The organism is Pseudomonas sp. AL03, assembly GCF_029960815.1.
Lineage (GTDB): Bacteria > Pseudomonadota > Gammaproteobacteria > Pseudomonadales > Pseudomonadaceae > Aquipseudomonas.
Genome location: NZ_JASBRE010000016.1, coordinates 32,094 through 53,866, shown reverse-complemented (window position 1 = coordinate 53,866; position 21,773 = coordinate 32,094). Strand labels below are relative to the sequence as shown.

Annotated in this window: 23 protein-coding genes and 1 tRNA gene; 16 read left to right on the top strand and 8 right to left on the bottom strand. The window is 58.4% G+C overall.

From position 1 onward, the window contains the following. Positions 1–3 precede the first annotated feature (3 nt). From phrB to QK293_RS16585, 8 genes are read left to right on the top strand one after another with little or no spacing between them, the layout of a single operon-like run. Positions 4–1,449: a deoxyribodipyrimidine photo-lyase gene (gene phrB, locus QK293_RS16620; protein WP_282378851.1), complete on the top strand. Its 1,446-nt coding sequence runs from the start codon at positions 4–6 to the stop codon at positions 1,447–1,449. After that, positions 1,442–1,864 (top strand): nuclear transport factor 2 family protein, encoded by a 423-nt coding sequence (locus tag QK293_RS16615; RefSeq protein WP_282378848.1) that lies wholly within the window; start codon positions 1,442–1,444, stop codon positions 1,862–1,864. Before phrB ends, QK293_RS16615 begins: the two co-directional genes overlap by 8 nt. Next, entirely contained in the window at positions 1,861–2,643 is a 783-nt protein-coding gene (locus QK293_RS16610; RefSeq protein ID WP_282378845.1) for an SDR family NAD(P)-dependent oxidoreductase, read from the top strand. The genes QK293_RS16615 and QK293_RS16610 overlap by 4 nt, the downstream gene beginning before the upstream one ends. Next, a complete protein-coding gene (locus tag QK293_RS16605; RefSeq protein ID WP_282378842.1) occupies positions 2,640–3,887 on the top strand; it encodes an FAD-dependent oxidoreductase in 1,248 nt (415 codons plus the stop codon). Before QK293_RS16610 ends, QK293_RS16605 begins: the two co-directional genes overlap by 4 nt. Then, positions 3,884–4,699 (top strand): DUF1365 domain-containing protein, encoded by an 816-nt coding sequence (locus QK293_RS16600; RefSeq protein WP_282378840.1) that lies wholly within the window; start codon positions 3,884–3,886, stop codon positions 4,697–4,699. Before QK293_RS16605 ends, QK293_RS16600 begins: the two co-directional genes overlap by 4 nt. Then, a complete protein-coding gene (locus tag QK293_RS16595) occupies positions 4,686–5,957 on the top strand; it encodes a cyclopropane-fatty-acyl-phospholipid synthase family protein (RefSeq protein ID WP_282378839.1) in 1,272 nt (423 codons plus the stop codon). The genes QK293_RS16600 and QK293_RS16595 overlap by 14 nt, the downstream gene beginning before the upstream one ends. After that, a complete protein-coding gene (locus QK293_RS16590; RefSeq protein ID WP_282378838.1) occupies positions 5,950–6,453 on the top strand; it encodes a DUF2878 domain-containing protein in 504 nt (167 codons plus the stop codon). The genes QK293_RS16595 and QK293_RS16590 overlap by 8 nt, the downstream gene beginning before the upstream one ends. A 53-nt stretch (positions 6,454–6,506) precedes the next feature. Next, positions 6,507–6,812, top strand: a complete 306-nt coding sequence (locus QK293_RS16585; protein ID WP_282378837.1) for a YkgJ family cysteine cluster protein — start codon at positions 6,507–6,509, stop codon at positions 6,810–6,812. A gap of 34 nt (positions 6,813–6,846) precedes the next feature. On the opposite strand, the gene QK293_RS16580 is transcribed toward QK293_RS16585, so the two are convergent. The 6 genes from QK293_RS16580 to hemA all read right to left on the bottom strand — a co-directional run bounded on the left by QK293_RS16580 (position 6,847) and on the right by hemA (position 12,211). Further along, entirely contained in the window at positions 6,847–7,365 is a 519-nt protein-coding gene (locus tag QK293_RS16580) for an acyloxyacyl hydrolase (protein WP_282378836.1), read from the bottom strand. A gap of 113 nt (positions 7,366–7,478) precedes the next feature. Continuing rightward, complete coding sequence (gene murI, locus QK293_RS16575; protein WP_282378834.1) at positions 7,479–8,270, bottom strand: glutamate racemase; 792 nt, start codon at positions 8,268–8,270, stop codon at positions 7,479–7,481. Then, positions 8,263–9,018, bottom strand: a complete 756-nt coding sequence (locus QK293_RS16570; protein WP_282378831.1) for a molybdopterin-synthase adenylyltransferase MoeB — start codon at positions 9,016–9,018, stop codon at positions 8,263–8,265. Before QK293_RS16570 ends, murI begins: the two co-directional genes overlap by 8 nt. Continuing rightward, on the bottom strand, positions 9,012–9,842 hold the full coding sequence (gene prmC, locus QK293_RS16565) for a peptide chain release factor N(5)-glutamine methyltransferase (protein WP_282378828.1): 831 nt from the start codon (positions 9,840–9,842) through the stop codon (positions 9,012–9,014). The genes QK293_RS16570 and prmC overlap by 7 nt, the downstream gene beginning before the upstream one ends. Then, positions 9,843–10,925 (bottom strand): peptide chain release factor 1, encoded by a 1,083-nt coding sequence (gene prfA / locus QK293_RS16560; RefSeq protein WP_282378826.1) that lies wholly within the window; start codon positions 10,923–10,925, stop codon positions 9,843–9,845. Continuing rightward, the gene (hemA, locus tag QK293_RS16555; protein ID WP_282378822.1) at positions 10,922–12,211 is read right to left on the bottom strand and encodes a glutamyl-tRNA reductase; all 1,290 of its coding nucleotides are present in this window, start codon (positions 12,209–12,211) and stop codon (positions 10,922–10,924) included. The genes prfA and hemA overlap by 4 nt, the downstream gene beginning before the upstream one ends. Positions 12,212–12,392: 181 nt before the next feature. On the opposite strand from hemA, the gene QK293_RS16550 reads away from it, so the two are divergent. The 8 genes from QK293_RS16550 (at position 12,393) to ychF (ending at position 19,313) form a co-directional block, all read left to right on the top strand. Further along, a complete protein-coding gene (locus tag QK293_RS16550) occupies positions 12,393–14,117 on the top strand; it encodes a tetratricopeptide repeat protein (RefSeq protein ID WP_282378819.1) in 1,725 nt (574 codons plus the stop codon). 4 nt (positions 14,118–14,121) lie between these two features. Next, a complete protein-coding gene (lolB, locus tag QK293_RS16545) occupies positions 14,122–14,739 on the top strand; it encodes a lipoprotein insertase outer membrane protein LolB (protein ID WP_282378817.1) in 618 nt (205 codons plus the stop codon). 2 nt (positions 14,740–14,741) lie between these two features. Then, complete coding sequence (gene ispE, locus QK293_RS16540) at positions 14,742–15,593, top strand: 4-(cytidine 5'-diphospho)-2-C-methyl-D-erythritol kinase (RefSeq protein ID WP_282379062.1); 852 nt, start codon at positions 14,742–14,744, stop codon at positions 15,591–15,593. A 36-nt stretch (positions 15,594–15,629) separates the two neighbouring features. Next, positions 15,630–15,704: transfer RNA gene (locus QK293_RS16535), tRNA-Gln, on the top strand. A 46-nt stretch (positions 15,705–15,750) separates the two neighbouring features. After that, positions 15,751–16,692: a ribose-phosphate pyrophosphokinase gene (locus QK293_RS16530; RefSeq protein WP_003208392.1), complete on the top strand. Its 942-nt coding sequence runs from the start codon at positions 15,751–15,753 to the stop codon at positions 16,690–16,692. A 141-nt stretch (positions 16,693–16,833) separates the two neighbouring features. Next, complete coding sequence (locus tag QK293_RS16525; protein ID WP_282379058.1) at positions 16,834–17,436, top strand: 50S ribosomal protein L25/general stress protein Ctc; 603 nt, start codon at positions 16,834–16,836, stop codon at positions 17,434–17,436. 169 nt (positions 17,437–17,605) lie between these two features. Then, positions 17,606–18,190 (top strand): aminoacyl-tRNA hydrolase, encoded by a 585-nt coding sequence (pth, locus tag QK293_RS16520; protein WP_008153430.1) that lies wholly within the window; start codon positions 17,606–17,608, stop codon positions 18,188–18,190. A 22-nt stretch (positions 18,191–18,212) separates the two neighbouring features. Then, entirely contained in the window at positions 18,213–19,313 is a 1,101-nt protein-coding gene (gene ychF, locus QK293_RS16515; RefSeq protein ID WP_282378813.1) for a redox-regulated ATPase YchF, read from the top strand. A 190-nt stretch (positions 19,314–19,503) separates the two neighbouring features. Here the strand turns inward: ychF and QK293_RS16510 are convergent, their stop codons facing one another. Together QK293_RS16510 and ectB are read right to left on the bottom strand one after the other, a co-directional pair. Next, positions 19,504–20,409: a DMT family transporter gene (locus QK293_RS16510; RefSeq protein WP_282378810.1), complete on the bottom strand. Its 906-nt coding sequence runs from the start codon at positions 20,407–20,409 to the stop codon at positions 19,504–19,506. After that, the gene (gene ectB / locus QK293_RS16505; protein WP_282378808.1) at positions 20,399–21,721 is read right to left on the bottom strand and encodes a diaminobutyrate--2-oxoglutarate transaminase; all 1,323 of its coding nucleotides are present in this window, start codon (positions 21,719–21,721) and stop codon (positions 20,399–20,401) included. The genes QK293_RS16510 and ectB overlap by 11 nt, the downstream gene beginning before the upstream one ends. Between the last annotated feature and the right edge of the window lie 52 nt (positions 21,722–21,773).

Genomic DNA, 21,773 nt, shown 5'->3' with positions numbered 1-21,773 from the left:
ACCATGCAATTGATCTGGTTGCGCAGCGACTTGCGCCTACATGACAACACCGCCCTTTCGGCCGCCGCTGCTCGCGGCCCGACTGTGGCGGTGTATCTGCTCAGTCCGGAGCAATGGCTGGAGCACGATGACGCGCCGTGCAAAGTGGATTTCTGGCTGCGCAATCTTGGCGAGTTGAGCCGTACGCTGGGCGAACTGAATATTCCTTTGCTGATCCGCACGTCATCACGCTGGGATGAAGCGCCGAAGGTGCTGCTTGAACTGTGTCAGCAATTGAAGATCGACGCGGTGCACGTCAACGAGGAATACGGCATTCATGAAAGCCGTCGTGATGACGCTGTGGGCGAATCGCTCAAGGCCCATGGTATCGACTTCTATAGCTACCTCGATCAACTGCTGTTCAAACCGGGCAGCGTGCTGACCAAGACCGGCACTTACTTTCAAGTCTTCAGCCAGTTCCGCAAAGCCTGCTACGACCGTCTGCGCGCGTCGTTACCAGGGCTGGTCGTCGCACCCGCGGTTCAGGTGCCACTTGCTCTGCGCAGCGACAAAATCCCATCAAGCGTTGAAGGTTTCAAAACGCCGTTCCACAGTTTGCGCACACTCTGGCCGGCCGGTGAAGCCGAAGCCCGGCGCCGTCTCGACACCTTCGCCGACGCCCAGATTGACTATTACAAAAACGAGCGAGACTTCCCGGCCAAACCGGGCACCAGTCAGCTCTCGGCTTATCTCGCCGCCGGGGTGATTTCCCCTCGCCAATGCCTGCACGCCGCCCTGCAAAGCAATCAAGGGGAATTCGAAAGCGGTAAGGTCGGCGCGGTGACCTGGATTAACGAACTGCTGTGGCGCGAGTTTTACAAACACATTCTGGTGGGCTACCCACGGGTCTCGCGTCACCGTGCTTTCCGCCCGGAAACCGAAGCCCTGGCCTGGCGCGACGCCCCGGAAGAACTGCTGGCGTGGCAAGAAGCCCGCACCGGCCTGCCGATCATCGACGCGGCCATGCGCCAATTGCTCGAAACCGGTTGGATGCACAACCGACTGCGCATGGTCGTGGCGATGTTCCTGACCAAAAACCTGCTGATTGACTGGCGTGAAGGCGAGCGCTTTTTCATGCGGCACCTGATCGACGGCGACCTCGCGGCGAACAACGGTGGCTGGCAGTGGAGCTCGTCCACCGGCACCGACTCGGCGCCCTACTTCCGGATTTTCAATCCGTTGAGCCAGTCTGAAAAATTCGACAGCGAAGGCGTATTCATCAAGCACTGGCTGCCGGAACTGGCCGGGCTGAACAAAAAGGAAGTGCACAACCCGGCCAACCTTGGTGGGTTGTTCGGCGTAGCAGATTATCCGTCGCCAATCGTCAACCTAAGCACCTCGCGCCAACGGGCACTGGCCGCGTTCAAGAACCTGCCATCAAGACAACAGGCCGGAGGACACGATGAGTGATTTCCTGCGCCGTTTTGCCCAACAGTTTGCAGCCTTGGACAAGGACTGCCTGCAACACCTCAATCAGCTCTACACCGACGACGTGCACTTCACCGATCCTCTGCACGAAGTTCAGGGCCTGGTGCAAATGCGCAGCTACTTCACCGAGCTCTACGCCAACGTCAGCGATCTGCACTTCGACTTTCATGGCTTCGACCAGATCAGTGAAGGCGAGGGCTATTTGCGCTGGGTCATGAGTTATCGCCATCCGCGCCTGGCCGGCGGTCAGTTGATTCGGGTCGATGGCTGCTCGCACCTGCTCTGGCGCGATAAGGTTTATCGCCACCGAGATTACTTCGATGCCGGGGCGCTGCTTTACGAACATGTACCCGTATTGGGTCGGGCGATTACCTGGCTGAAAAGGAGAATGGGATGAGTTTTACACCTCCACGGCGTTACTGGTTAACCGGCGCCAGCAGCGGCATTGGCGCCTCGCTGGCCGAAGAAATACTGAAAACCGGCGCCCACGTCGCCGTCAGTTCACGCTCGGCGGCGGTGCTGAAAGTCTTGTCCCTGCGTTATCCGGGGCAAGTGCTGGTGGTGCCCGGTGACTTGACCAACAGCCAGACAGTCCGCGAAATCGGCGCGAAAATTGCCGAAGACTGGGGATCCCTGGACACGGTGATTCTCAATGCAGGCACCTGCGAATACGTCGACGTTCAGCAATTCGATTCGTCGATTGTCGAGCATGTGGTGCGCACCAATTTGCTCGCCAGCGCGTACTGCATCGAGGCGGCCTTACCGCTGCTGCGCAAGGGTACCGCGCCGCACTTGGTGGGCGTCGCCAGTTCGGTGACGTACTTGCCGCTACCCCGCGCCGAAGCCTATGGCGCGTCAAAGGCCGGGCTGCGCTACTTGTTCGAATCGTTGCGCATTGATCTGGCGCCGGAAGGCATTGAAGTCACCGTGGTCAGCCCGGGGTTTGTCGAGACACCGTTGACGGCGAAGAACGATTTCCCGATGCCGCTCAGCTGGCCTGTGGATAAAGCTGCGCAGCACATCTTCGCCAAACTCAAAAACCGCCCACTGGAGATCGCGTTTCCCGGACTGTTCATGGCTGCGCTCTGGCCGCTGTCAAAAATGCCCAACGGCGTGAAACTGGCCATCGGCAAGCGCATGGTGCGCAGCAGTCCGCCGATCAAGGATGTCCCTTGAACATCGCCATCATCGGCAGCGGGATCTCGGGGCTGACCAGCGCCTACCTGCTCAATCGCAGGCACGAGATCACTCTGTTCGAGGCCAGCGACTGGGTCGGCGGTCACACCCACACGGTGGACGTGACTGTCGATGGCCAGCGCTATGCAGTGGACACCGGTTTTATTGTGTTCAACGACTGGACCTACCCGAATTTCATTCGCCTACTGGGCCAGCTCGGCGTGGGCTTCAAACCCACCGAGATGAGTTTCTCGGTCACCGACCCGGACTCGGGCCTTGAGTACAACGGCAACAACCTCAACAGCCTGTTCGCCCAACGTCGCAACCTGATGTCGCCAGGGTTCTGGGGCATGTTGCGCGACATCCTGCGGTTCAACAAAGAAGCCCAGCGCGACCTCGAAGAACAACGGATCGCCGCCGACACCACCCTCGATCAATACCTGAAGGCCGGCGGCTACGGCGAGCGCTTTATCCTGCATTACATCGTGCCGATGGGCGCGGCGATCTGGTCGATGTCCATGGCCGACATGCTCGGTTTCCCGTTGCAGTTCTTCATCCGGTTTTTCAAGAATCACGGCTTGCTGTCCGTCAGCAATCGTCCGCAATGGAGTGTGATCGAGGGTGGTTCAAGCGCTTATGTCGCACCTCTGACCGCGTCTTTTAAAGACAAGATCCGCCTCAATTGCCCGGTGACCCGCGTTGAACGCGATGAAGACGGCGTCGTTATCCACAGCGCCGCCGGCAGCGAGCGTTTCGACAAAGTGGTGTTCGCCTGCCACAGCGATCAGGCCCTCAAACTGCTGGCCAAACCGAGCAGCGCCGAACAGTCGATCCTTGGCGCCCTGCCCTACGCCGACAACGAAGTGGTGTTGCACACCGACACGCGCGTGCTGCCGGTTCGACAGCTTGCCTGGGCCAGTTGGAATTATCGCCTCGGTGGTCCCGGTCACACGCTGGCCGCCGTCACTTACGACATGAACATTCTGCAAGGCATCCAGAGCGACACCACGTTTTGCGTCAGCCTCAATCAGAGTGCAGGCATCAGCCCGAACAAAGTGCTCGCCAAATTCACCTACGCCCATCCGCAATACAGCTTGGCTGCCGTCGCCGCGCAGGCACGCTGGGATGAGTTGGACGGCGCGCAGCACACTTGGTTTTGCGGCGCTTATTGGGCCAGTGGTTTCCATGAAGACGGTGTGGTCAGTGCGCTGCGGGTTGCTCGCTCGCTGGGAGAAGTGTTGTGAACAGCGCCCTTTACAGCGGCTGGATCGCCCATCGGCGGTTTGCCCCGCGGCGCAATGAATTCCGTTACCGGATCGGTCTGCTGTACCTGGACCTCGACGAACAGGACGCGGTGCTTGGCTTGTCGCCGCTGTCGGGCACCAGCCGTTTCGCGCCGTTCTCGTTTCGCGAAACCGATTACTTGAAAGCCTTCACTGGCAGTGGCATGCGCTTGATCGACGCGGTACGCCAGCAAGTCGCCGAGGTAATCGGCCATGTGCCACACGGCTCGATCTGCCTCCTGACCCAAGCCCGCAGTTGGGGCCTGTCGTTCAACCCGGTGAGTTTTTTCTACTGCCATGAGGCCGACGGCCAACTGGCGGCGATTCTCTGCGAAGTCACCAATACGCCGTGGCGCGAGCGTTACCACTACGTGTTACCGGCCAAGGCACCGACGAACGTGCAGGACTTCCACCAGCATTTCGCCGTGGCCAAGGCATTTCATGTGTCGCCGTTTCTGCCGCGCGATATTGAATACCGCATGAGCTTCAGCCCCGCCGCGCAAAAACTCGGCGTGCACATGGCGGATTGGCAAGGCGAACTGAAACTGTTCGACGCCACACTCAACCTGCACCGCGAAGCCCTCACCCGCGGCAGCCTGCACCGTTACTTGCGGCGCTTTCCGTGGATGACCGCGAAAACCTGTCTGGCGATTTATTGGCAGGCCGTGCGCTTGCTACTGAAACGCGCACCGATATTTGCTCATCCGGCTGCCGATGGCAGATTTCAGACCACCACTGTTCCCCCCAAGGATCGCCGCCATGAAATCCTCTAGTGTCTCGGCCAAAACCAACCTGTTAAGTACCAACGGCCTGACCGGATCGTTGCTGCGCCGTGGTGTGTTGCGGCAGATGGCGCAACTCAAACACGGGCAACTGGTGGTCTTCGAAGACGGCGAACGGCACGTCTTCGGTACCGCCGGCAACCATCTCGTAGGCGAAATCCATATCCTCGACGCCGCGGCCTGGGGACTGGTGGCGAGTAACGGCTCGATTGGCGCGGGCGAAGCGTTTATCCACGGCTACTGGAGTTCGCCGGATTTGACGGCAGTGGTGCGTGTCTTCGTCAGCAACCTTGTCGTACTGGATGCGCTGGAAGGTGGACTGGCAAAACTGAGCCGCCCGTTCGTGCAGAGCCTGCACTGGCTCAATCGCAACACACGCAAGGGCTCGCAGAAAAACATCGCGGCACATTACGACCTCGGCAATGACTTGTTTGAGCAGTTTCTCGACCCGACCATGATGTATTCCGCCGCGCAGTTCCTCACCCCTGAAGACACCCTGGAACAGGCGCAACTGAACAAGCTCGAACGTATCTGCCAGAAACTCGCGCTGCAACCCAGCGATCACCTGCTGGAAATCGGCACCGGCTGGGGCAGCATGGCGCTTTACGCCGCCCAGAAATACGGCTGCAAAGTCACCACCACCACACTGTCGAAAGAGCAGTACGCCTTTACCGCGCAACGGATCGAAGCCCTGGGTTTGCAAGATCAGGTCACACTGCTCCTGTCCGATTATCGCGACCTGACCGGGCAGTACGACAAACTGGTGTCGATCGAGATGATCGAAGCGGTTGGTCATCGCTTCCTGCCGATCTACTTCAAGCAATGCGCGCAGCTGCTCAAGAGCAACGGCTTGATGCTGTTGCAAGCGATCACCATCCGCGAGCAGCGCTACGAACAAGCCAAGAGCAATGTCGATTTCATTCAGCGTTACATTTTCCCCGGCGGCGCCCTGCCCTGCGTGCAGAAAATGCTGGAGATTGTCAGCCGTGACACCGACATGAACCTACTGCACATGGAGGATTTCGGCCTGCACTACGCCCGAACCTTGCGCCTGTGGCATGAGAATTTTCGCCGCGCCCACGGTCGCTTGAGCGAAATGGGCTACGATGACTATTTCCTGCGGCTGTGGGAATTTTATCTGTGCTACTGCGAAGGTGGTTTCCTGGAACGCACCATCGGCACGGCGCAATTGCTGCTGGCCAAACCCGCCGCGATGCCGGCGCCGCTGCTCGGCCGATTCGATGCTTGAACGATGGGCAAATGCCGCGCTGTTTCAGGTCGGCTGGTTTGCCTGCGTGATCGGAGGCAGTGGTCTGTGGTTGCTGGTGGCGTTGGCGGTGCTGGTGATTCATCTGTTGTGGATAAGTCGCTGGGCTGATGAAGGCCGACTGATCCTCAGCGTGGTGCTGCTGGGAACGACGGTCGACAGTTCGTTGCGCTGGCTGGGGGTGTTCGACTTCAACGATGTCGCGCCGCTGATTCCGATGTGGCTGATGCTGTTGTGGGCGTTGCTGGCAACCACTTTGCGACATTGCCTGCAATGGACCGCCAATCCCTGGTGGCTCGGCAGCCTACTGGGCGCCGTCGGTGGGCCGTTGTCGTATTACGCGGGAGGACAATTGGCCGGGGTGCAATTTCCCTACGGACAATGGCCGACACTGATCGGCATCGGATTACTGTGGGCGCTGCTGTTTCCCACACTGCATTTCATGGCTCAGCGGCTGGCGTCCGATACTCACAGCTGAGCGTCCGTCAGGCCTTTCACACAGCCCCGGCCCACTGCCTTACACTGCGTGCCATGAAAACCATTCCCCACACGCAAATCGCTGAACCGGTGGTCACTTGCTCGACCTGCGCAGCTTGCTGCTGCCAGCTTGAAGTCATGCTGATCACCGACACAGGCGTGCCCGAACGTTTTATCGATACTGATGACTGGGGTGGGGAAGTCATGTTGCGTCTGGATGACGGTTGGTGTGCTGCGCTGGATCGCAACACCATGATGTGCACCATCTACGAGAAACGCCCGCTGATCTGCAGGGAGTTCGAGATGGGCGCACCGGAATGCATCGACGAACGCCAGGGGATTACCACGGCGTATCGCTGAACTCAAACCCACCCCCATTGATTGTGCAGTGTGCTTAGAGCGGCATCGTGTAATGCAGTGCGTAGCTTTCTACACCATTGTTCGGGCTGCTGAGCCCGGCATTGGAATAGTGCGTCGCACGAATCCCGACTTCATGCCCGCCCGCAAAGCGCAGCCCAAAGCCGAACCGGTCTTCAAACTGAAAGGCATTGCCGAGATTGTTGTTTTCGACTTCGGTATTGGCGAACACTGCCACGCCAACCCCCAACTCCACATAGGGTTTGACGGTCTGCCCGGCAAACTCGTAAACCAGCACCGGCGAGAACGACAGGCTGTGGTTGCTGGAGGTCTTGTTGCCTTCCCAATAGGTGTAGGCACCGCTCCAGTAACCGGTCAAACGACCGACATCACTCTGCAACCAGCTCTTGTCCCAATCGAATTGCAGGCCCAGTCGGTAGGTCATGGTCGACTCGCTGGTCTGGCCAACCGCGAACTCAACGCCTGCCGCCTGTGCGGTAAAACTGTGCCCCATCAGTGCGGCCGCAATCGCAGCCAAGCAGAATAGTCGCTTCATTAGAAACATCCTTTTCCGAACGATTTCGTATGGTTTTTTTGTTGCTTAACGCTATAGAAGTCGACGCTTAATCAGAAGTTCACCCCAATGACTCGTTTGCCCCAGGCGTTAACTTACCCTTTAAAGCTTTGCACAACGCCAGCGGTATTCCACAGTATCGGCAAGATATTTCTGAAATGTTCCGGATCGGAACTCGTCCAGAACTGTGCGGCACGTGCAGGCCCCTCGGCGAGCAATTCACGCTCGGCCAACAGACGCTGAAGTTGCCGCGCTACAGCGGCGCCGGTGTCGATCAGGCTGATGTCTTCAGGGATCATCTGCTTAAGCAACGGCTTTAGGAAGGGGTAATGCGTGCAGCCGAGAATTATTGTGTCGCACCCGGCGCCGAGCAGCGGCTCGACATACCTGGCAAGCAACTGGCGCAGTGCAGGACTGTGCAGATCGCCGTTTTCAATCAGCTCCACCAGGCCGGGGCACGGCTGAGTGAGGACGCGCACATCGGCGGCGAAACGGTCGAGCAAAGCGGCGAACTTGGCACTTTGCAAGGTGCCGGTGGTGGCGAGTACGCCGACCACTCCGCTGCGGGTGGCGGCAGCGGCCGGTTTGACCGCCGGCTCCATGCCGACGATGGGCCACTCGGGATAATCGCGCCGCAAGTCTGCAACGCCAGCGACAGTCGCCGTGTTACAGGCCAGCACCAAAGCCTTGGCGCCTTGCTGCTGAAAAAAACCGGCCATCACACTGCAACGATGACGGATGAATTCCGGGGTTTTCTCGCCATAGGGAATATTCCCGCAATCGGCGACGTACAACAGTGACTCGTCGGGCAGCAAACGCTGGATCTCGGCCAGCACCGAAAGCCCACCAACGCCGGAGTCGAACACGCCAATCGGCGCTTCACGCATGCTTCGAACCACAGACGCTGCAGCCTGGATCACGCTTGACCCGTAATTCGCGAAAGCGCGAGCCCAAGGCATCGATCAACAACAGACGCCCCACCAGCGGCTCGCCGAAACCGACCAGCAATTTCATGGCTTCCAGCGCCTGGAGGCTGCCGACCAGCCCAACCAAAGGCCCCACGACGCCGGCTTCGCTGCACGTCAATTCGGCTTCGCTGCCGTGACCATACAAACAGTGATAGCACGGACTCTCCGGACGACGCAGGTCGAACACCGACAACTGCCCTTCCAGCCGAATCGCAGCGCCACTGACCAGAGGTTTGCGGGCGGCGACACACGCAGCGTTGACCGCTTCGCGGGTGGAGAAATTATCGGAACAGTCCAGCACCAGATCCACCGTGGCCACGGCGGCGGCCAGGGAATCTTCGTCCAGCGCGGTGCGATGGGCGATCAACTGAATCTCGGGATTGATCGCGTTCAGTCGGCGAATGGCCGAATCGACCTTGCTCAGGCCGACGCTGTCGGTGTCGTGAACAATCTGGCGTTGCAAATTGGTCAGGTCGACGGTGTCGAAGTCCGCCAAATGCAACTCGCCGACGCCAGCAGCTGCCAGGTACAGCGCAACCGGTGAGCCGAGACCGCCGAGACCGACGATTAACACGCGGCTTTCTTTCAGTCGCAACTGGCCGTCGATGTCGACGTGCTGCAATAGAATCTGCCGACTGTAGCGCAACAATTCCTGATCATTCAGCACGGCAGGCGCCCCAGGCTGATACGTTCGTGCCCGCCCAGATCGGTGCGGCTGTGGACGTCTTCAAAGCCGCGGATCAGTAGCAAATCGCGTACTGCATGGGCTTGATCGTAACCGTGTTCGAGCATCAGCCAACCGCCCGTTTCAAGGTAATCCGGCGCCTGGGCGACGATCAGACGCAGATCGTCGAGCCCGTCGACGCCGGCCACCAAGGCACTGGCCGGTTCGAAGCGCACATCGCCTTCCACCAGATGCGGGTCGGCGGATGCGATGTAAGGCGGGTTGCTGATGATCAGTTGAAAACGCTGACCTTCCAGGGCACTGAACCAATGACTGCTCAGCACGGTGGCGTTGTTCAGGTGCAAGCGCTGGCGATTGCGCTCGGCCAGGGCCACGGCTTCGAGCACGCGATCCACGGCAGTAACCTTCCAGGCCGGACGCTCGCTCGCCAGGGCCAGGGCAATGGCGCCGCTACCGGTGCCGAGATCGAGGACCTTGGCAGGTGTGGCTGGCAGGCGTTCAAGCGCCGCTTCCACCAACAGCTCGGTGTCCGGGCGCGGGATTAGCGTGTGTGGCGCAACTTCCAGATCGAGCTTCCAGAAACCTTGCTGGCCGAGGATGTAGGCCACCGGCTCACCGCCACGACGGCGTTGCAGGTACTCGGCAAACTTCAGCGCCGCTTCGCTCGGAACGATGCGCTCGGGCCAGGTGTGCAGAAAACTGCGGGACTTGCCCAACGCTGCGGCGAGCAACAATTCGGCATCCAGGCGCGCGGAGGGCGAATCCGGCAGGTCGGCGGCGCGTAACAAACTGGCAATGATCGTCATTTACTCACCTATCGCTGCCAATTGGTCAGCCTGGTATTCGGCCAGCAACGGCTCGATCACCGCGTCGACACCACCCGCGAGGATTTCGTCGAGGGAATACAGCGTCAGGTTGACCCGGTGATCGGTGACCCGGCCCTGGGCAAAGTTGTAGGTGCGGATCCGCTCGGAGCGATCGCCCGACCCCACCAGCAATTTACGCTCGCTGGCGATGGCATTGGCGGCGGCGCTGGTCTGCTGGTCATTGAGCTTGGCCGACAGCCAGGACATCGCCCGGGCGCGGTTCTTGTGCTGGGAACGTTCTTCCTGGCACTCGACGACAATACCGGACGGCAGGTGAGTAATGCGGATCGCCGAGTCCGTTTTGTTAACGTGCTGACCACCGGCACCGGAGGATTTGTAGGTATCGATGCGCAAATCCGAGGGGTTGATCTCGATCGCTTCCTGTTCGTCCGGCTCGGGCAACACCGCCACAGTGCAGGCCGAGGTGTGGATGCGACCCTGGGACTCAGTGGCCGGAACCCGTTGCACGCGATGCGCACCGGATTCGAATTTCAACTTGCCGTAGACGCTGTCGCCTTCGACTCGGGCGATGACTTCTTTATAGCCGCCGTGCTCGCCGATGTTCTCCGAGAGGATCTCCACCCGCCAACCGCGACGCTCGGCGTAACGCGAATACATGCGGAACAGGTCGCCGGAGAAAATCGCCGCCTCGTCACCGCCGGTGCCGGCGCGAATTTCGAGGAACACGTTACGCCCGTCATTCGGATCCTTGGGCAGCAGCATGCGTTGCAGGCTGGCTTCGATGTCGATCAGTTGCTCTTTGGCTTCGCGGACTTCTTCCACGGCCATTTCGCGCATGTCCGGGTCGCTGTCCTTGAGCAGCGCCTGGGCGCCGTCAAGGTCGCTTTGCACTTTGAGCAACTGTTTATAGGCATCGACAATCGGCTCGACTTCCGCGTATTCCTTGGAATAGGTGCGGAATTTGTTCTGATCGGAAATGACTTCGCCGTCGCCAAGCAAGGCGGTCAATTCCTCGAAACGGTCCTGGAGGATGTCCAGCTTATTGAGCAGTGACGCTTTCATTGCGGTTTCTTATCCGAAAAGCTATCCGATGAGCCCTCATTAAGGGCAAAGAGTTCCTGGGCCATGGCCAGCGCATCGAGGCGGCCTTCGGCAGAGAGCTTTTTCAACTGCACGCTCGGTGCGTGCAAGAGTTTGTTAGTCAGGCCCCGCGCCAGTTGCACCAGCACGTCTTCGGCGCTGCTGCCGTTGGCCAGCATGCGCTGGGCCTTCTGCAATTCTTCGTCGCGCATGCGCTCGCTTTGTTGGCGATAGGCCTTGAGCACATCCACCGCCGCCAGTTCACGCAGGCGGACCATGAAATCTTCGGCACCGACCGAGACCATCTCTTCTGCCGCTTGGGCTGCGCCCTGGCGGCTCTTGAGGTTCTCGGCGACCACTTCGTGGAGATCGTCGACGCTATACAGGTAAACGTCGTCCAGTTCGCCGACTTCCGGCTCGATATCCCGAGGGACGGCGATGTCTACCATGAAGATCGGCTTGTGCTTGCGCAGTTTCAAGGCGCTTTCCACCGCGCCCTTGCCAAGGATCGGCAACTGGCTGGCGGTGGAACTGATAACGATGTCGCTGCGCACAAGCTCGGCCGGGATTTCCGAGAGCAACACCGCATGGGCGCCGAACTGCTCGGCCAGAATGCTCGCGCGCTCCAGGGTGCGGTTGGCGACCACGATGCGCTTCACACCCAATTCGTGCAGATGGCGGGCGACCAGGGTGATGGTCTCACCGGCGCCGATCAGCAAGGCCTGACTGCGTTGCAGATCACTGAAAATCTGTTTCGCCAGGCTGACCGCGGCAAACGCCACGGAGACCGGGTTCTCGCCGATGGCGGTGTCGGTGCGCACCTGTTTGGCCGCGTTGAACGTCGCCTGGAACAACCGCCCGAGCAACGGACCGATGGTGCCGGCTTCGCGGGCCACGGCGTAAGCCGATTTCATCTGACCGAGAATCTGCGGTTCGCCCAACACCAGCGAATCGAGCCCGGAGGCCACCCGCATCATGTGACGAACTGCCGCATCATCTTCGTGCACATAAGCGCTCGCGCGCAGCTCCTCGAGGCTCAAATGGTGATAATCGGCCAGCCAGCGCAGGATGACGTCCGCCGAAAGGTGATCCTGTTCTATATAGAGTTCACTGCGATTGCAGGTGGAGAGGATCGCAGCTTCGCGGCTGTCGGTGAGTCGGCAGAGCTGCTGCAAGGCCTCCACCAGCTGCTCAGGGGTAAAGGCCACGCGCTCGCGGACGTCTACTGAAGCAGTCTTGTGGTTAATACCGAGTGCAAGGAAGGCCATTCATAGTCGCTGATGGTGACGTGAAGCCGACAATTGTCCTACTTCGACAGAGCCAGAACAACTACTGCTGACTATTGCCCCAATGACCTGCCTCTATAAAGGCATCACTGAGACTCGGTTATGTTTGGCCGAAGGCTTGTGTCATGATGATCCGACCGCAGGTTAGTCGTCCTTTTCCTATATGAATAGATCTTCCGCGTTGCTCCTCGCTTTTGTCTTCCTCAGCGGCTGCCAGGCCTTGGCACCCGTTTCGTCGGACGGTACGCCGCCGGTCGAAGACAGCACTCCGGCCCCTGAAAAGCCCAAGGTTTACAGCTCATTTAGTGAAGAAACCGTCTTCAGCCTGCTGAGCGCCGAACTGGCTGGCCAGCGCAATCGTTTTGACATTGCCCTGGACAACTACGTCACCCAGGCCGTTAATACCCAGGATCCGGGCATCTCCGAACGGGCATTCCGCATCGCCGAGTACCTGGGCGCCGATCAGGCCGCCCTGGATACCGCGCTGATCTGGGCGAAAAACGCCCCGGACGACCTCGAGGCGCAACGAGCTGCTGCCGTGCAACTGGCTCGCGCCGGGCGTTATGACGACTCCATGGTCTATATGGAGAAAGTCCTGCAAGGCAAGGGCGACACGCATTTCGACTTCCTCGCCCTGTCTGCGGCCGATACCGACCAGGACACGCGCAACGGCTTGATGAAAAGTTTTGATCGCTTATTGCAGCGCCATCCAAACAACAGCCAACTGATTTTCGGCAAAGCCTTGCTACTGCAACAGGACGGTGACGCCAAGGGTGCGCTGGGCCTGCTGGAAGACAATCCACCGGATGACGGCGAAATCGCACCGATCCTGCTGCGCGCGCGCCTGCTGCAAACGCTCGATCGTGGCGATGAAGCCTTGCCGCTGCTGCAAAAAAGCATCAAGAAGTACCCGGACGACAAACGCTTGCGCCTGACTTACGCGCGCATGCTGGTTGAACAGGATCGCATGGACGATGCCAAAGTCGAGTTCTCGAGCCTGGTACAGCAATACCCGGAAGACGACGATCTGCGTTACTCCCTGGCGCTGGTCTGCCTGGAAGCCAAGGCCTGGGATGAGGCCAAGGGCTATCTGGAAGACCTGATCGCCCGTGAAAGCCACGTCGATTCGGCGCACCTGAACCTCGGTCGTATCGCTGAAGAACGCAACGACCCCCAAGGCGCGCTGATCGAGTACGCCCAGGTCGGCCCGGGCAATGATTACCTGCCGGCGCAATTGCGTCAGGCCGATATTTTGATGAACAACGGCAAGACCGCCGAGGCCCAAAGCCGTCTGGTGACGGAGCGCGACGAGCAGCCCGATTACGCGATTCAGTTGTATTTGATCGAAGCCGAAACCTTGTCCGCCAATAAACAGCCCGACAAGGCCTGGAATGTATTGCAGCAAGCCTTGCAGAAGTACCCGGATGATCTGAATCTGCTGTACACCCGCGCCATGCAAGCGGAAAAACGCAATGACCTGGCGCAGATGGAAAAAGACCTGCGGCTGATCATCAAGCGCGACCCGGACAACGCGATGGCGTTGAACGCCCTCGGTTACACCCTGTCCGATCGTACGACGCGCTACGCCGAAGCCAAGACCTTGATCGAACAGGCGCACCAGATCAATCCGGAAGACCCGGCGGTTCTCGACAGCCTCGGCTGGGTGAATTTCCGCCTGGGCAACCTCGATGAGGCCGAACGTTACTTGCGCCAGGCCCTGGAGCGCTTTCCCGATCAGGAAGTCGCCGCTCATCTGGGTGAGGTCCTGTGGGCCAACGGCAAGCAACGCGAAGCCAAGCAAATCTGGGGCAAGTTCCTCAAGGATCAACCCGACAGCCCTATCCTGCGCAGCACCATCAAGCGCCTGACCGGATCAGAGACTCTTTAAGATTATGTTTTTGCGCCACCTCATTGTTTTCAGCTTTATCGCCCTGCTCGCCGGTTGCGCAGGCTTCGGTGCCCGCGAATCGGTCCAGGGCCAAGGCAACCCGGCCCAATGGCGCGAGTACAAACAGCAACTGACCCGTCTCGACGGCTGGCAGATCAACGGCAAGATCGGCATTCGCGCCCCGAAAGACTCGGGCAGCGGCACGTTGTTCTGGCTGCAGCGTCAGGATTACTACGACATTCGCCTCTCCGGCCCCCTGGGTCGCGGCGCAGCACGCTTGACCGGTCGCCCCGGCAAAGTCTCACTGGAAGTCGCCAACCAGGGCCGCTATGAAGCGCCGACGCCTGAAGTGCTGGTCGAGGAACAATTGGGCTGGAAGTTGCCGGTCTCCAATCTGGCCTGGTGGGTTCGCGGGCTCCCGGCGCCGGACAGCAAAAGCCGTCTGACGCTCGATGCCGACAGCCGGCTGGCCAATCTGGAGCAGGATGGCTGGCAAGTCGAATACCTCAGCTATGCCGAGCAAAACGGCTTTTGGCTGCCCGAGCGGATCAAACTGCACGGCACCGACCTTGACGTCACGCTGGTGATCAAGGAATGGCAACCTCGCAAACTGGGGCAGTGAACATGACGGCTACTCGCTTGACGCTGCCCTCCCCGGCCAAACTCAATCTGATGCTGCACATCCTCGGTCGCCGCGAAGACGGGTACCACGAGCTGCAGACTATTTTTCAGTTTCTCGATTACGGCGATGAAATCACGTTCGCCGTTCGTGATGACGGTGTGATTCGGTTGCACACTGAATTCGATGGCGTTCCTCATGACAGTAATTTAATCGTCAAGGCCGCAAAAAAACTTCAGGAACAATCCGGTTGTTCGCTCGGGATTGATATCTGGATCGAAAAAATCCTGCCCATGGGCGGTGGCATCGGTGGTGGCAGCTCAAATGCCGCGACCACTTTGCTGGGCCTCAATCATCTCTGGCAACTGGGTTGGGATGAGGATCGGCTGGCCGTGCTGGGCCTGACGCTTGGCGCGGACGTCCCGGTTTTCGTGCGTGGGCACGCGGCTTTCGCCGAGGGCGTGGGGGAGAAACTGACCCCTGTTTACCCCGCCGAGCCGTGGTATCTCGTGCTTGTGCCGCAAGTCTCTGTAAGTACAGCAGAAATTTTTTCAGATCCGTTGTTGACACGTAACTCTTCTCCCATTAAAGTGCGCCCCGTTCCCAAGGGAAACAGTCGAAATGACTGCTTACCGGTGGTAGCAAGGCGTTATCCAGATGTACGTAACGCATTGAATTTGTTAGGTAAATTTACCGAAGCAAAACTCACCGGAACTGGAAGTTGTGTGTTTGGGGGCTTCCCAAGCAAAGCTGAAGCTGATAAAGTCTCGGCCCTTCTTACAGAGACCCTTACAGGGTTTGTAGCAAAGGGAAGCAACGTTTCGATGTTGCATCGCAAGCTGCAAAGTCTGCTCTAAAGGAACCGATTACTGGGTAATCGTTGCAACAGATACAGGGGCGTCGCCAAGCGGTAAGGCAGCAGGTTTTGATCCTGCCATGCGTTGGTTCGAATCCAGCCGCCCCTGCCATTTTCCAATACTCATCCAGGTTACCCTCAGCCTTCAGGTACTGCGCGTGTCCAAGATGATGGTCTTTACGGGGAACGCTAACCCCGATCTGGCTCGGCGTGTTGTACGTCAGCTGCATATCCCTCTCGGTGACATCTCTGTCGGCAAGTTCTCCGACGGCGAAATTACTGCCGAGATCAATGAAAACGTCCGCGGTAAAGATGTCTTCATTATTCAGCCGACTTGCGCTCCGACCAACGATAACCTGATGGAACTGGTAGTGATGGCTGATGCCTTCCGCCGCTCCTCGGCTACTCGTATCACTGCTGTAATTCCTTACTTTGGTTATGCCCGTCAGGATCGCCGTCCGCGTTCCGCACGTGTGGCTATCAGCGCGAAAGTCGTAGCTGACATGCTTACCGTAGTCGGCATCGACCGTGTTCTCACGGTTGATCTGCATGCTGACCAAATCCAGGGCTTCTTCGATATTCCGGTAGATAACATCTACGGCTCCCCGGTATTGGTGGATGACATTGAAGATCAGCGCTTCGAAAACCTGATGATCGTGTCCCCGGACATTGGCGGCGTCGTGCGTGCACGTGCTGTTGCCAAATCCCTGGGCGTGGATCTCGGGATCATCGACAAACGCCGTGAGAAAGCCAATCACTCTGAAGTGATGCATATCATCGGTGATGTCGAAGGGCGTACCTGTATTCTGGTCGATGACATGGTCGATACCGCCGGCACTCTGTGCCACGCGGCCAAGGCCCTGAAAGAGCATGGCGCTGCCAAGGTTTTCGCCTACTGCACACACCCGGTGCTGTCCGGTCGGGCGATCGAAAACATTGAAAATTCCATGCTGGACGAACTGGTGGTGACTAACACCATCCCGTTGTCCGCCGCTGCTCAAGCCTGTTCGCGTATCCGTCAACTGGATATCGCGCCGGTAGTTGCTGAAGCGGTTCGCCGCATCAGCAATGAAGAATCGATCAGCGCGATGTTCCGTTAAGGGCCCTGCCCTTCTCGAACATTTCGTTGACGAAAAGCGCCCCGCCCCGGCATTCCTGTCGGGGCGGGGCTTTTTTGCCCATATCGCCTTTAGCGCTGGTCGCAAACGCTGGGGCGAATGTGGTTATTTTGGAGATACAACATGAACGATTTTACTCTGAATGCTGAAGTGCGTTCCGACCTGGGGAAAGGTGCGAGCCGCCGCCTGCGTCGTCTCGCAAGCCTGGTACCTGCTGTAGTTTACGGTGGCGAAAAAGCCCCTGAATCCATCAGCATGCTGGCTAAAGAAGTTGCCAAACTGCTCGAAAACGAAGCGGCTTACAGCCACATCATCGAGCTGAACGTTGGCGGCACCAAGCAAAATGTAATCATCAAAGCTCTGCAGCGTCACCCGGCCAAAGGCCACGTGATGCACGCTGACTTCGTACGCGTTGTAGCTGGCCAGAAACTGACCGCTACCGTGCCTGTACACTTTGTTGGTGAAGAAGCTCCGATCAAGAAAGGCGGCGAAATTTCGCACGTTGTTGCTGAAATCGAAGTGACCTGCCTGCCAAAAGACCTGCCTGAATTCATCGAAGTCGACCTGGCTAACGCCGAAATCGGCTCGATCATTCACCTGTCCGACCTCAAAGCCCCTAAAGGCGTTGAGTTTGTTGCTCTGGCACACGGTGATGACAAGGCTGTTGCCAACGTTCACGCTCCACGTGTTGCTCCAGAAGCTACTGAAGAAGGCGCAGCAGAGTAATTTCACTCTGTTCGCCGGAGTGAGCGGAAACATCGCGGACTAGAGCGTAGCGAGAAAGCGGGCGAGAACGCGGAGTTTACATAATGGTAAATGAGCACTTGTCGTCCACTTTCGCCGCACTCCCTGAAGGCGGCGATGTTATCCACCACTCCAAGGAAGGGCCCCTATCGTGACTGCCATCAAACTGATCGTTGGCCTGGGAAATCCAGGCGCTGAATACGAACAGACCCGGCATAACGCAGGGGCCCTTTTTGTTGAGCGCATCGCGAACGCGCAAGGCGTAAACCTTGTGGCGGATCGCAAATATTTCGGCCTGACCGGGCGCTATTCGCATCAGGGTCAGGATGTTCGTTTATTGATTCCCACCACGTACATGAACCGCAGCGGCCAGGCCGTAGCGGCACTCGCTGGTTTCTTCCGCATCACGCCTGAAGAAATCCTCGTGGCGCACGACGAACTCGACCTGCCACCCGGCGTTGCCAAGCTCAAACAGGGCGGCGGCCATGGCGGTCACAACGGGTTGCGCGACATTATTGCGCAACTGGGCAATCAGAATACCTTTCACCGCTTGCGGCTTGGCATTGGCCACCCGGGCGTTGCCAGTATGGTTTCAAATTTCGTCCTGGGTCGTGCGCCACGCGCCGAACAGGAAAAACTCGATGCCAGCATCGACTTTGCCCTCGGCGTGCTGCCGGATATCCTCGCCGGCGAATGGAACCGCGCGATGAAAAACCTGCACAGCCAGAAGGCCTGACTCTTATCCAAGGGGAAACACCATGGGATTCAATTGCGGCATCGTCGGCCTGCCTAACGTCGGCAAGTCCACCCTGTTCAACGCCCTGACCAAATCCGGGATCGCGGCCGAGAACTTCCCCTTCTGCACCATCGAACCGAACACCGGTATCGTGCCGATGCCGGACAGCCGTCTGGAAGCCCTGGCGGCCATCGTCAATCCCAAACGCGTCCTGCCGACCACCATGGAATTCGTCGACATCGCAGGCTTGGTGGCTGGCGCCTCGAAAGGTGAAGGCCTGGGCAACAAGTTCCTCGCCAACATCCGTGAAACCGATGCCATCGCGCACGTGGTCCGCTGCTTCGAAGACGAGAACGTGATTCACGTCTCCAACAGCGTCGACCCGAAACGCGACATCGAAATCATCGACCTGGAACTGATCTTCGCCGACCTCGACAGCTGCGAGAAGCAACTGCAGAAAGTCGCTCGCAACGCCAAGGGCGGTGACAAGGAGGCAGTAGTCCAGAAAGGCCTGCTGGAGCAATTGATCGCTCACTTCACCCTCGGCAAGCCTGCGCGCACCCTGATGAAAACCATGAATGCCGACGAGAAAGCGGTGATTCGTGGCTTCCACCTGTTGACCACCAAGCCGGTCATGTACATCGCCAACGTCGCTGAAGACGGTTTCGAGAACAACCCGCTGCTGGACATCGTCAAGGCCATTGCCGAAGAAGAAGGCGCCATGGTGGTTCCGGTCTGCAACAAGATCGAAGCCGAAATCGCCGAACTGGATGACGGCGAAGAGAAAGACATGTTCCTCGAAGCCTTAGGACTAGAAGAACCTGGCCTGAACCGCGTGATCCGCGCTGGCTACGAGATGCTGCACCTGCAGACCTACTTCACCGCCGGTGTCGAAGAAGTCCGCGCCTGGACAGTCCGCGTCGGTGCCACCGCACCACAAGCCGCGGGTGTGATCCACACCGACTTCGAAAAAGGCTTCATCCGCGCCGAAGTCATCGCCTACGACGACTTCATCCAGTACAAGGGCGAGGCCGGCACCAAAGAAGCCGGCAAATGGCGTCTGGAAGGCAAGGACTACATCGTTAAAGATGGCGATGTGATGCACTTCCGTTTCAACGTGTAACGGTGACCGTGGATTTACACGGATCTCGATAGACACAAAATCCCCGTAATCACTCGCTGATACGGGGATTTTTGCGTCTTGGGATCACCATCCTCCTCGACTACATGCAGACCTTGCGGGCCTGCGCGTAACGTATTGGCCAGGGTCACGGCAGCCTGTCGTTCACGATACCGCCGTGATACACCTTCTGTCAGGTCGCTTCGGGTAAAGGGTGCGCTTTCTCCGGCGGCTTGATTGAGCCGATGTAAACCGCAAAGATAGTCACCAGCGCGCCGCAAATCTGCAGCGTGGAGCTGGCCTTGCCGAGAAAGGTGACATCAATGAAATACGTGATCACCGGCTCCAGTAACAGGATCAGTCCGGCCAACCCCAGGCTGATGGCTCCGATCGAACGGTTGACCAGCAACCAGCCGACAAACTGCACCAGTACCCCGTATATGATCAGCATCAGCAAGGTTTGCCCATCCACGATGGCCAAGCTTTCCCCAGTTGCCAGCGCGTATGTCAGCAGAACCAGTGCCGCCCAAAGACTCAAATTGAGCATCTGTGCGATCTTGTCACCCCCGCCGTCAGGCAACTGGGTGTTGATCTTCAGGAAGTACACGCAGATGGCATACGCCAGCCCCGACAGCACGCCATACACCACGCCCTTGATCCCTACCGCACTGGTCATCTCGGGTAGCAACAACAGATAGAGCCCAACAAACGCCAAAGTAATGGATACCAGGAAGTAGATCGAAGGTTTTTCCTTCAACAGGTACAACCCCAGTAGGGTCATGAAGAACACCTGACAGTTGGTCAGGATCGACCCGATGCCTGGGCCGACGATATAGATGCTCTGGTGCCAGAGCACCAGGTCAATGGCCAAAAATACCCCAGCCAACGCGGTGTAAAGCTGCGCCTTTGCGCTTTTGAGCAGCACCGGTGTTTTGCGCACCTTGAGCAGCAGGAAGAACAGGATCGAGGCGAACACCATCCGATAGAACCCTGCGCCACCCGCGCCGATATGGGCGAAAGCGACGGCTAGAGCAGACAGACTGAGCATCAGTCCACCGATGGTCAATTCAATGATTGCCCGATTGTTATTAGTCGACATGAGAAACCTCATTGATAAAGACCAGAGTATCCGTGTCACTGTCCGGTTCGCTTAACGTGGCTTGTTCCAGCACCTGGTGCATAGCTTCGAAAATACTTTCCAGACCCGCCTCCAGGGTTTGGGTGTCGATAGTCAGAGCCGGCATCAGCTTGAGCACCTGATCTCCAGGACCGCAGCGCTCAATGATCAAACGACGTGCAAAGCAGGCACGCATGACCGCGGCAGCCAGTGAGGCATCGTGGAACTCGATGCCATAAAACAGTCCGCGGCCACGCACTTGCTTAATGTGCACAGCGAAGCGTTCGGTCACTACGCCGAGCCAGGTTTTGAGCAACGCTTCATTAGCCTGGATGTGTTTGACCAAACGATCGTCGCACCAGAATTCCTGCAGCGTCTTGGTCGCCGCAACAAAGGCCAGCGTGTTACCGCGGAATGTGCCGTTGTCTTCGCCTGGCGCCCACTGGTCCAACTCCGGGCGATGCAGCAACAGTGCGAACGGCAAGCCGTAACCACTGAGGGACTTCGACAGGCAGACCATATCTGGCGTGATGCCGGATGGTTCAAAACTGAAGAAGGTCCCCGTGCGACCACAACCGGCCTGGATATCATCAATAATCAACAGGATGTCGTGCTCCGCAGTCAGCTTGCGCAACCGCACCAACCAGTCAGCGGACGCTACGTTGATCCCGCCTTCGCCCTGGATGGTTTCCAGGATGACCGCAGCCGGTATATCCATGCCCGAACTGTTGTCGTTCAACAACCGCTCGAAGTACTCGACGGAGTCCAGCCCCTTCAGGTAACCGTCGTAGGGCATGCGAATCACATGAGGGTCGACGCTGGGCTGGCGATTGTCGCGGTTGCCGGTCAAGCCCAGGGAGGTATTGGACATGCCGTGAAAGCCATTGGTGAAGGCCACGATATGCTGCCGTCCGGTAACCTTGCGAGCCAGTTTGATCGCCGATTCCACCACGCTGGTGCCGGTGGGCGACGTGAACTGCATCTTGTAAGACAGCGCTCGCGGTTCGAGGATGATCTTACGGAAGTTGAAGATGAATTCCTGCTTGGCCCGGCTGTGCATATCCAGTGCAGCCTGAATCCCGTCACGCTGCAAGTAGTCAATCACCGCGGCCTTGACCGGCTTGGGGTTGTGGCCGTAGTTGACTGAGCCGGCGCAACTTAGAAAGTCGATGTACGCCTGCCCCTTGAGGTCATACAGATAGCTGCCTTGAGCCTGGTCGAAGACCACCGGAAAACTGCGGCAATAACTGCGCGCCTGGGACTCGACCTCAGCGAATATACCCAACTCATCCATTCCTGAAATTTCCATTTACTGCCTACTCATGTAAGGGGGTCGAGGTTCAGCG

Bases quoted from the DNA above. Each gene is read 5' to 3' on its own strand.
- phrB (WP_282378851.1), top strand. From the start codon at position 4: ATGCAATTGATCTGGTTGCGCAGCGACTTGCGCCTACATGACAACACC.
- QK293_RS16615 (WP_282378848.1), top strand. From the start codon at position 1,442: ATGAGTGATTTCCTGCGCCGTTTTGCCCAACAGTTTGCAGCCTTGGAC.
- QK293_RS16610 (WP_282378845.1), top strand. From the start codon at position 1,861: ATGAGTTTTACACCTCCACGGCGTTACTGGTTAACCGGCGCCAGCAGC.
- QK293_RS16595 (WP_282378839.1), top strand. From the start codon at position 4,686: ATGAAATCCTCTAGTGTCTCGGCCAAAACCAACCTGTTAAGTACCAAC.
- QK293_RS16590 (WP_282378838.1), top strand. From the start codon at position 5,950: ATGCTTGAACGATGGGCAAATGCCGCGCTGTTTCAGGTCGGCTGGTTT.
- QK293_RS16585 (WP_282378837.1), top strand. From the start codon at position 6,507: ATGAAAACCATTCCCCACACGCAAATCGCTGAACCGGTGGTCACTTGC.
- QK293_RS16580 (WP_282378836.1), bottom strand. From the start codon at position 7,365: ATGAAGCGACTATTCTGCTTGGCTGCGATTGCGGCCGCACTGATGGGG.
- murI (WP_282378834.1), bottom strand. From the start codon at position 8,270: ATGCGTGAAGCGCCGATTGGCGTGTTCGACTCCGGCGTTGGTGGGCTT.
- prmC (WP_282378828.1), bottom strand. From the start codon at position 9,842: ATGACGATCATTGCCAGTTTGTTACGCGCCGCCGACCTGCCGGATTCG.
- prfA (WP_282378826.1), bottom strand. From the start codon at position 10,925: ATGAAAGCGTCACTGCTCAATAAGCTGGACATCCTCCAGGACCGTTTC.
- hemA (WP_282378822.1), bottom strand. From the start codon at position 12,211: ATGGCCTTCCTTGCACTCGGTATTAACCACAAGACTGCTTCAGTAGAC.
- QK293_RS16550 (WP_282378819.1), top strand. From the start codon at position 12,393: ATGAATAGATCTTCCGCGTTGCTCCTCGCTTTTGTCTTCCTCAGCGGC.
- lolB (WP_282378817.1), top strand. From the start codon at position 14,122: ATGTTTTTGCGCCACCTCATTGTTTTCAGCTTTATCGCCCTGCTCGCC.
- ispE (WP_282379062.1), top strand. From the start codon at position 14,742: ATGACGGCTACTCGCTTGACGCTGCCCTCCCCGGCCAAACTCAATCTG.
- QK293_RS16525 (WP_282379058.1), top strand. From the start codon at position 16,834: ATGAACGATTTTACTCTGAATGCTGAAGTGCGTTCCGACCTGGGGAAA.
- ychF (WP_282378813.1), top strand. From the start codon at position 18,213: ATGGGATTCAATTGCGGCATCGTCGGCCTGCCTAACGTCGGCAAGTCC.
- QK293_RS16510 (WP_282378810.1), bottom strand. From the start codon at position 20,409: ATGTCGACTAATAACAATCGGGCAATCATTGAATTGACCATCGGTGGA.
- ectB (WP_282378808.1), bottom strand. From the start codon at position 21,721: ATGGATGAGTTGGGTATATTCGCTGAGGTCGAGTCCCAGGCGCGCAGT.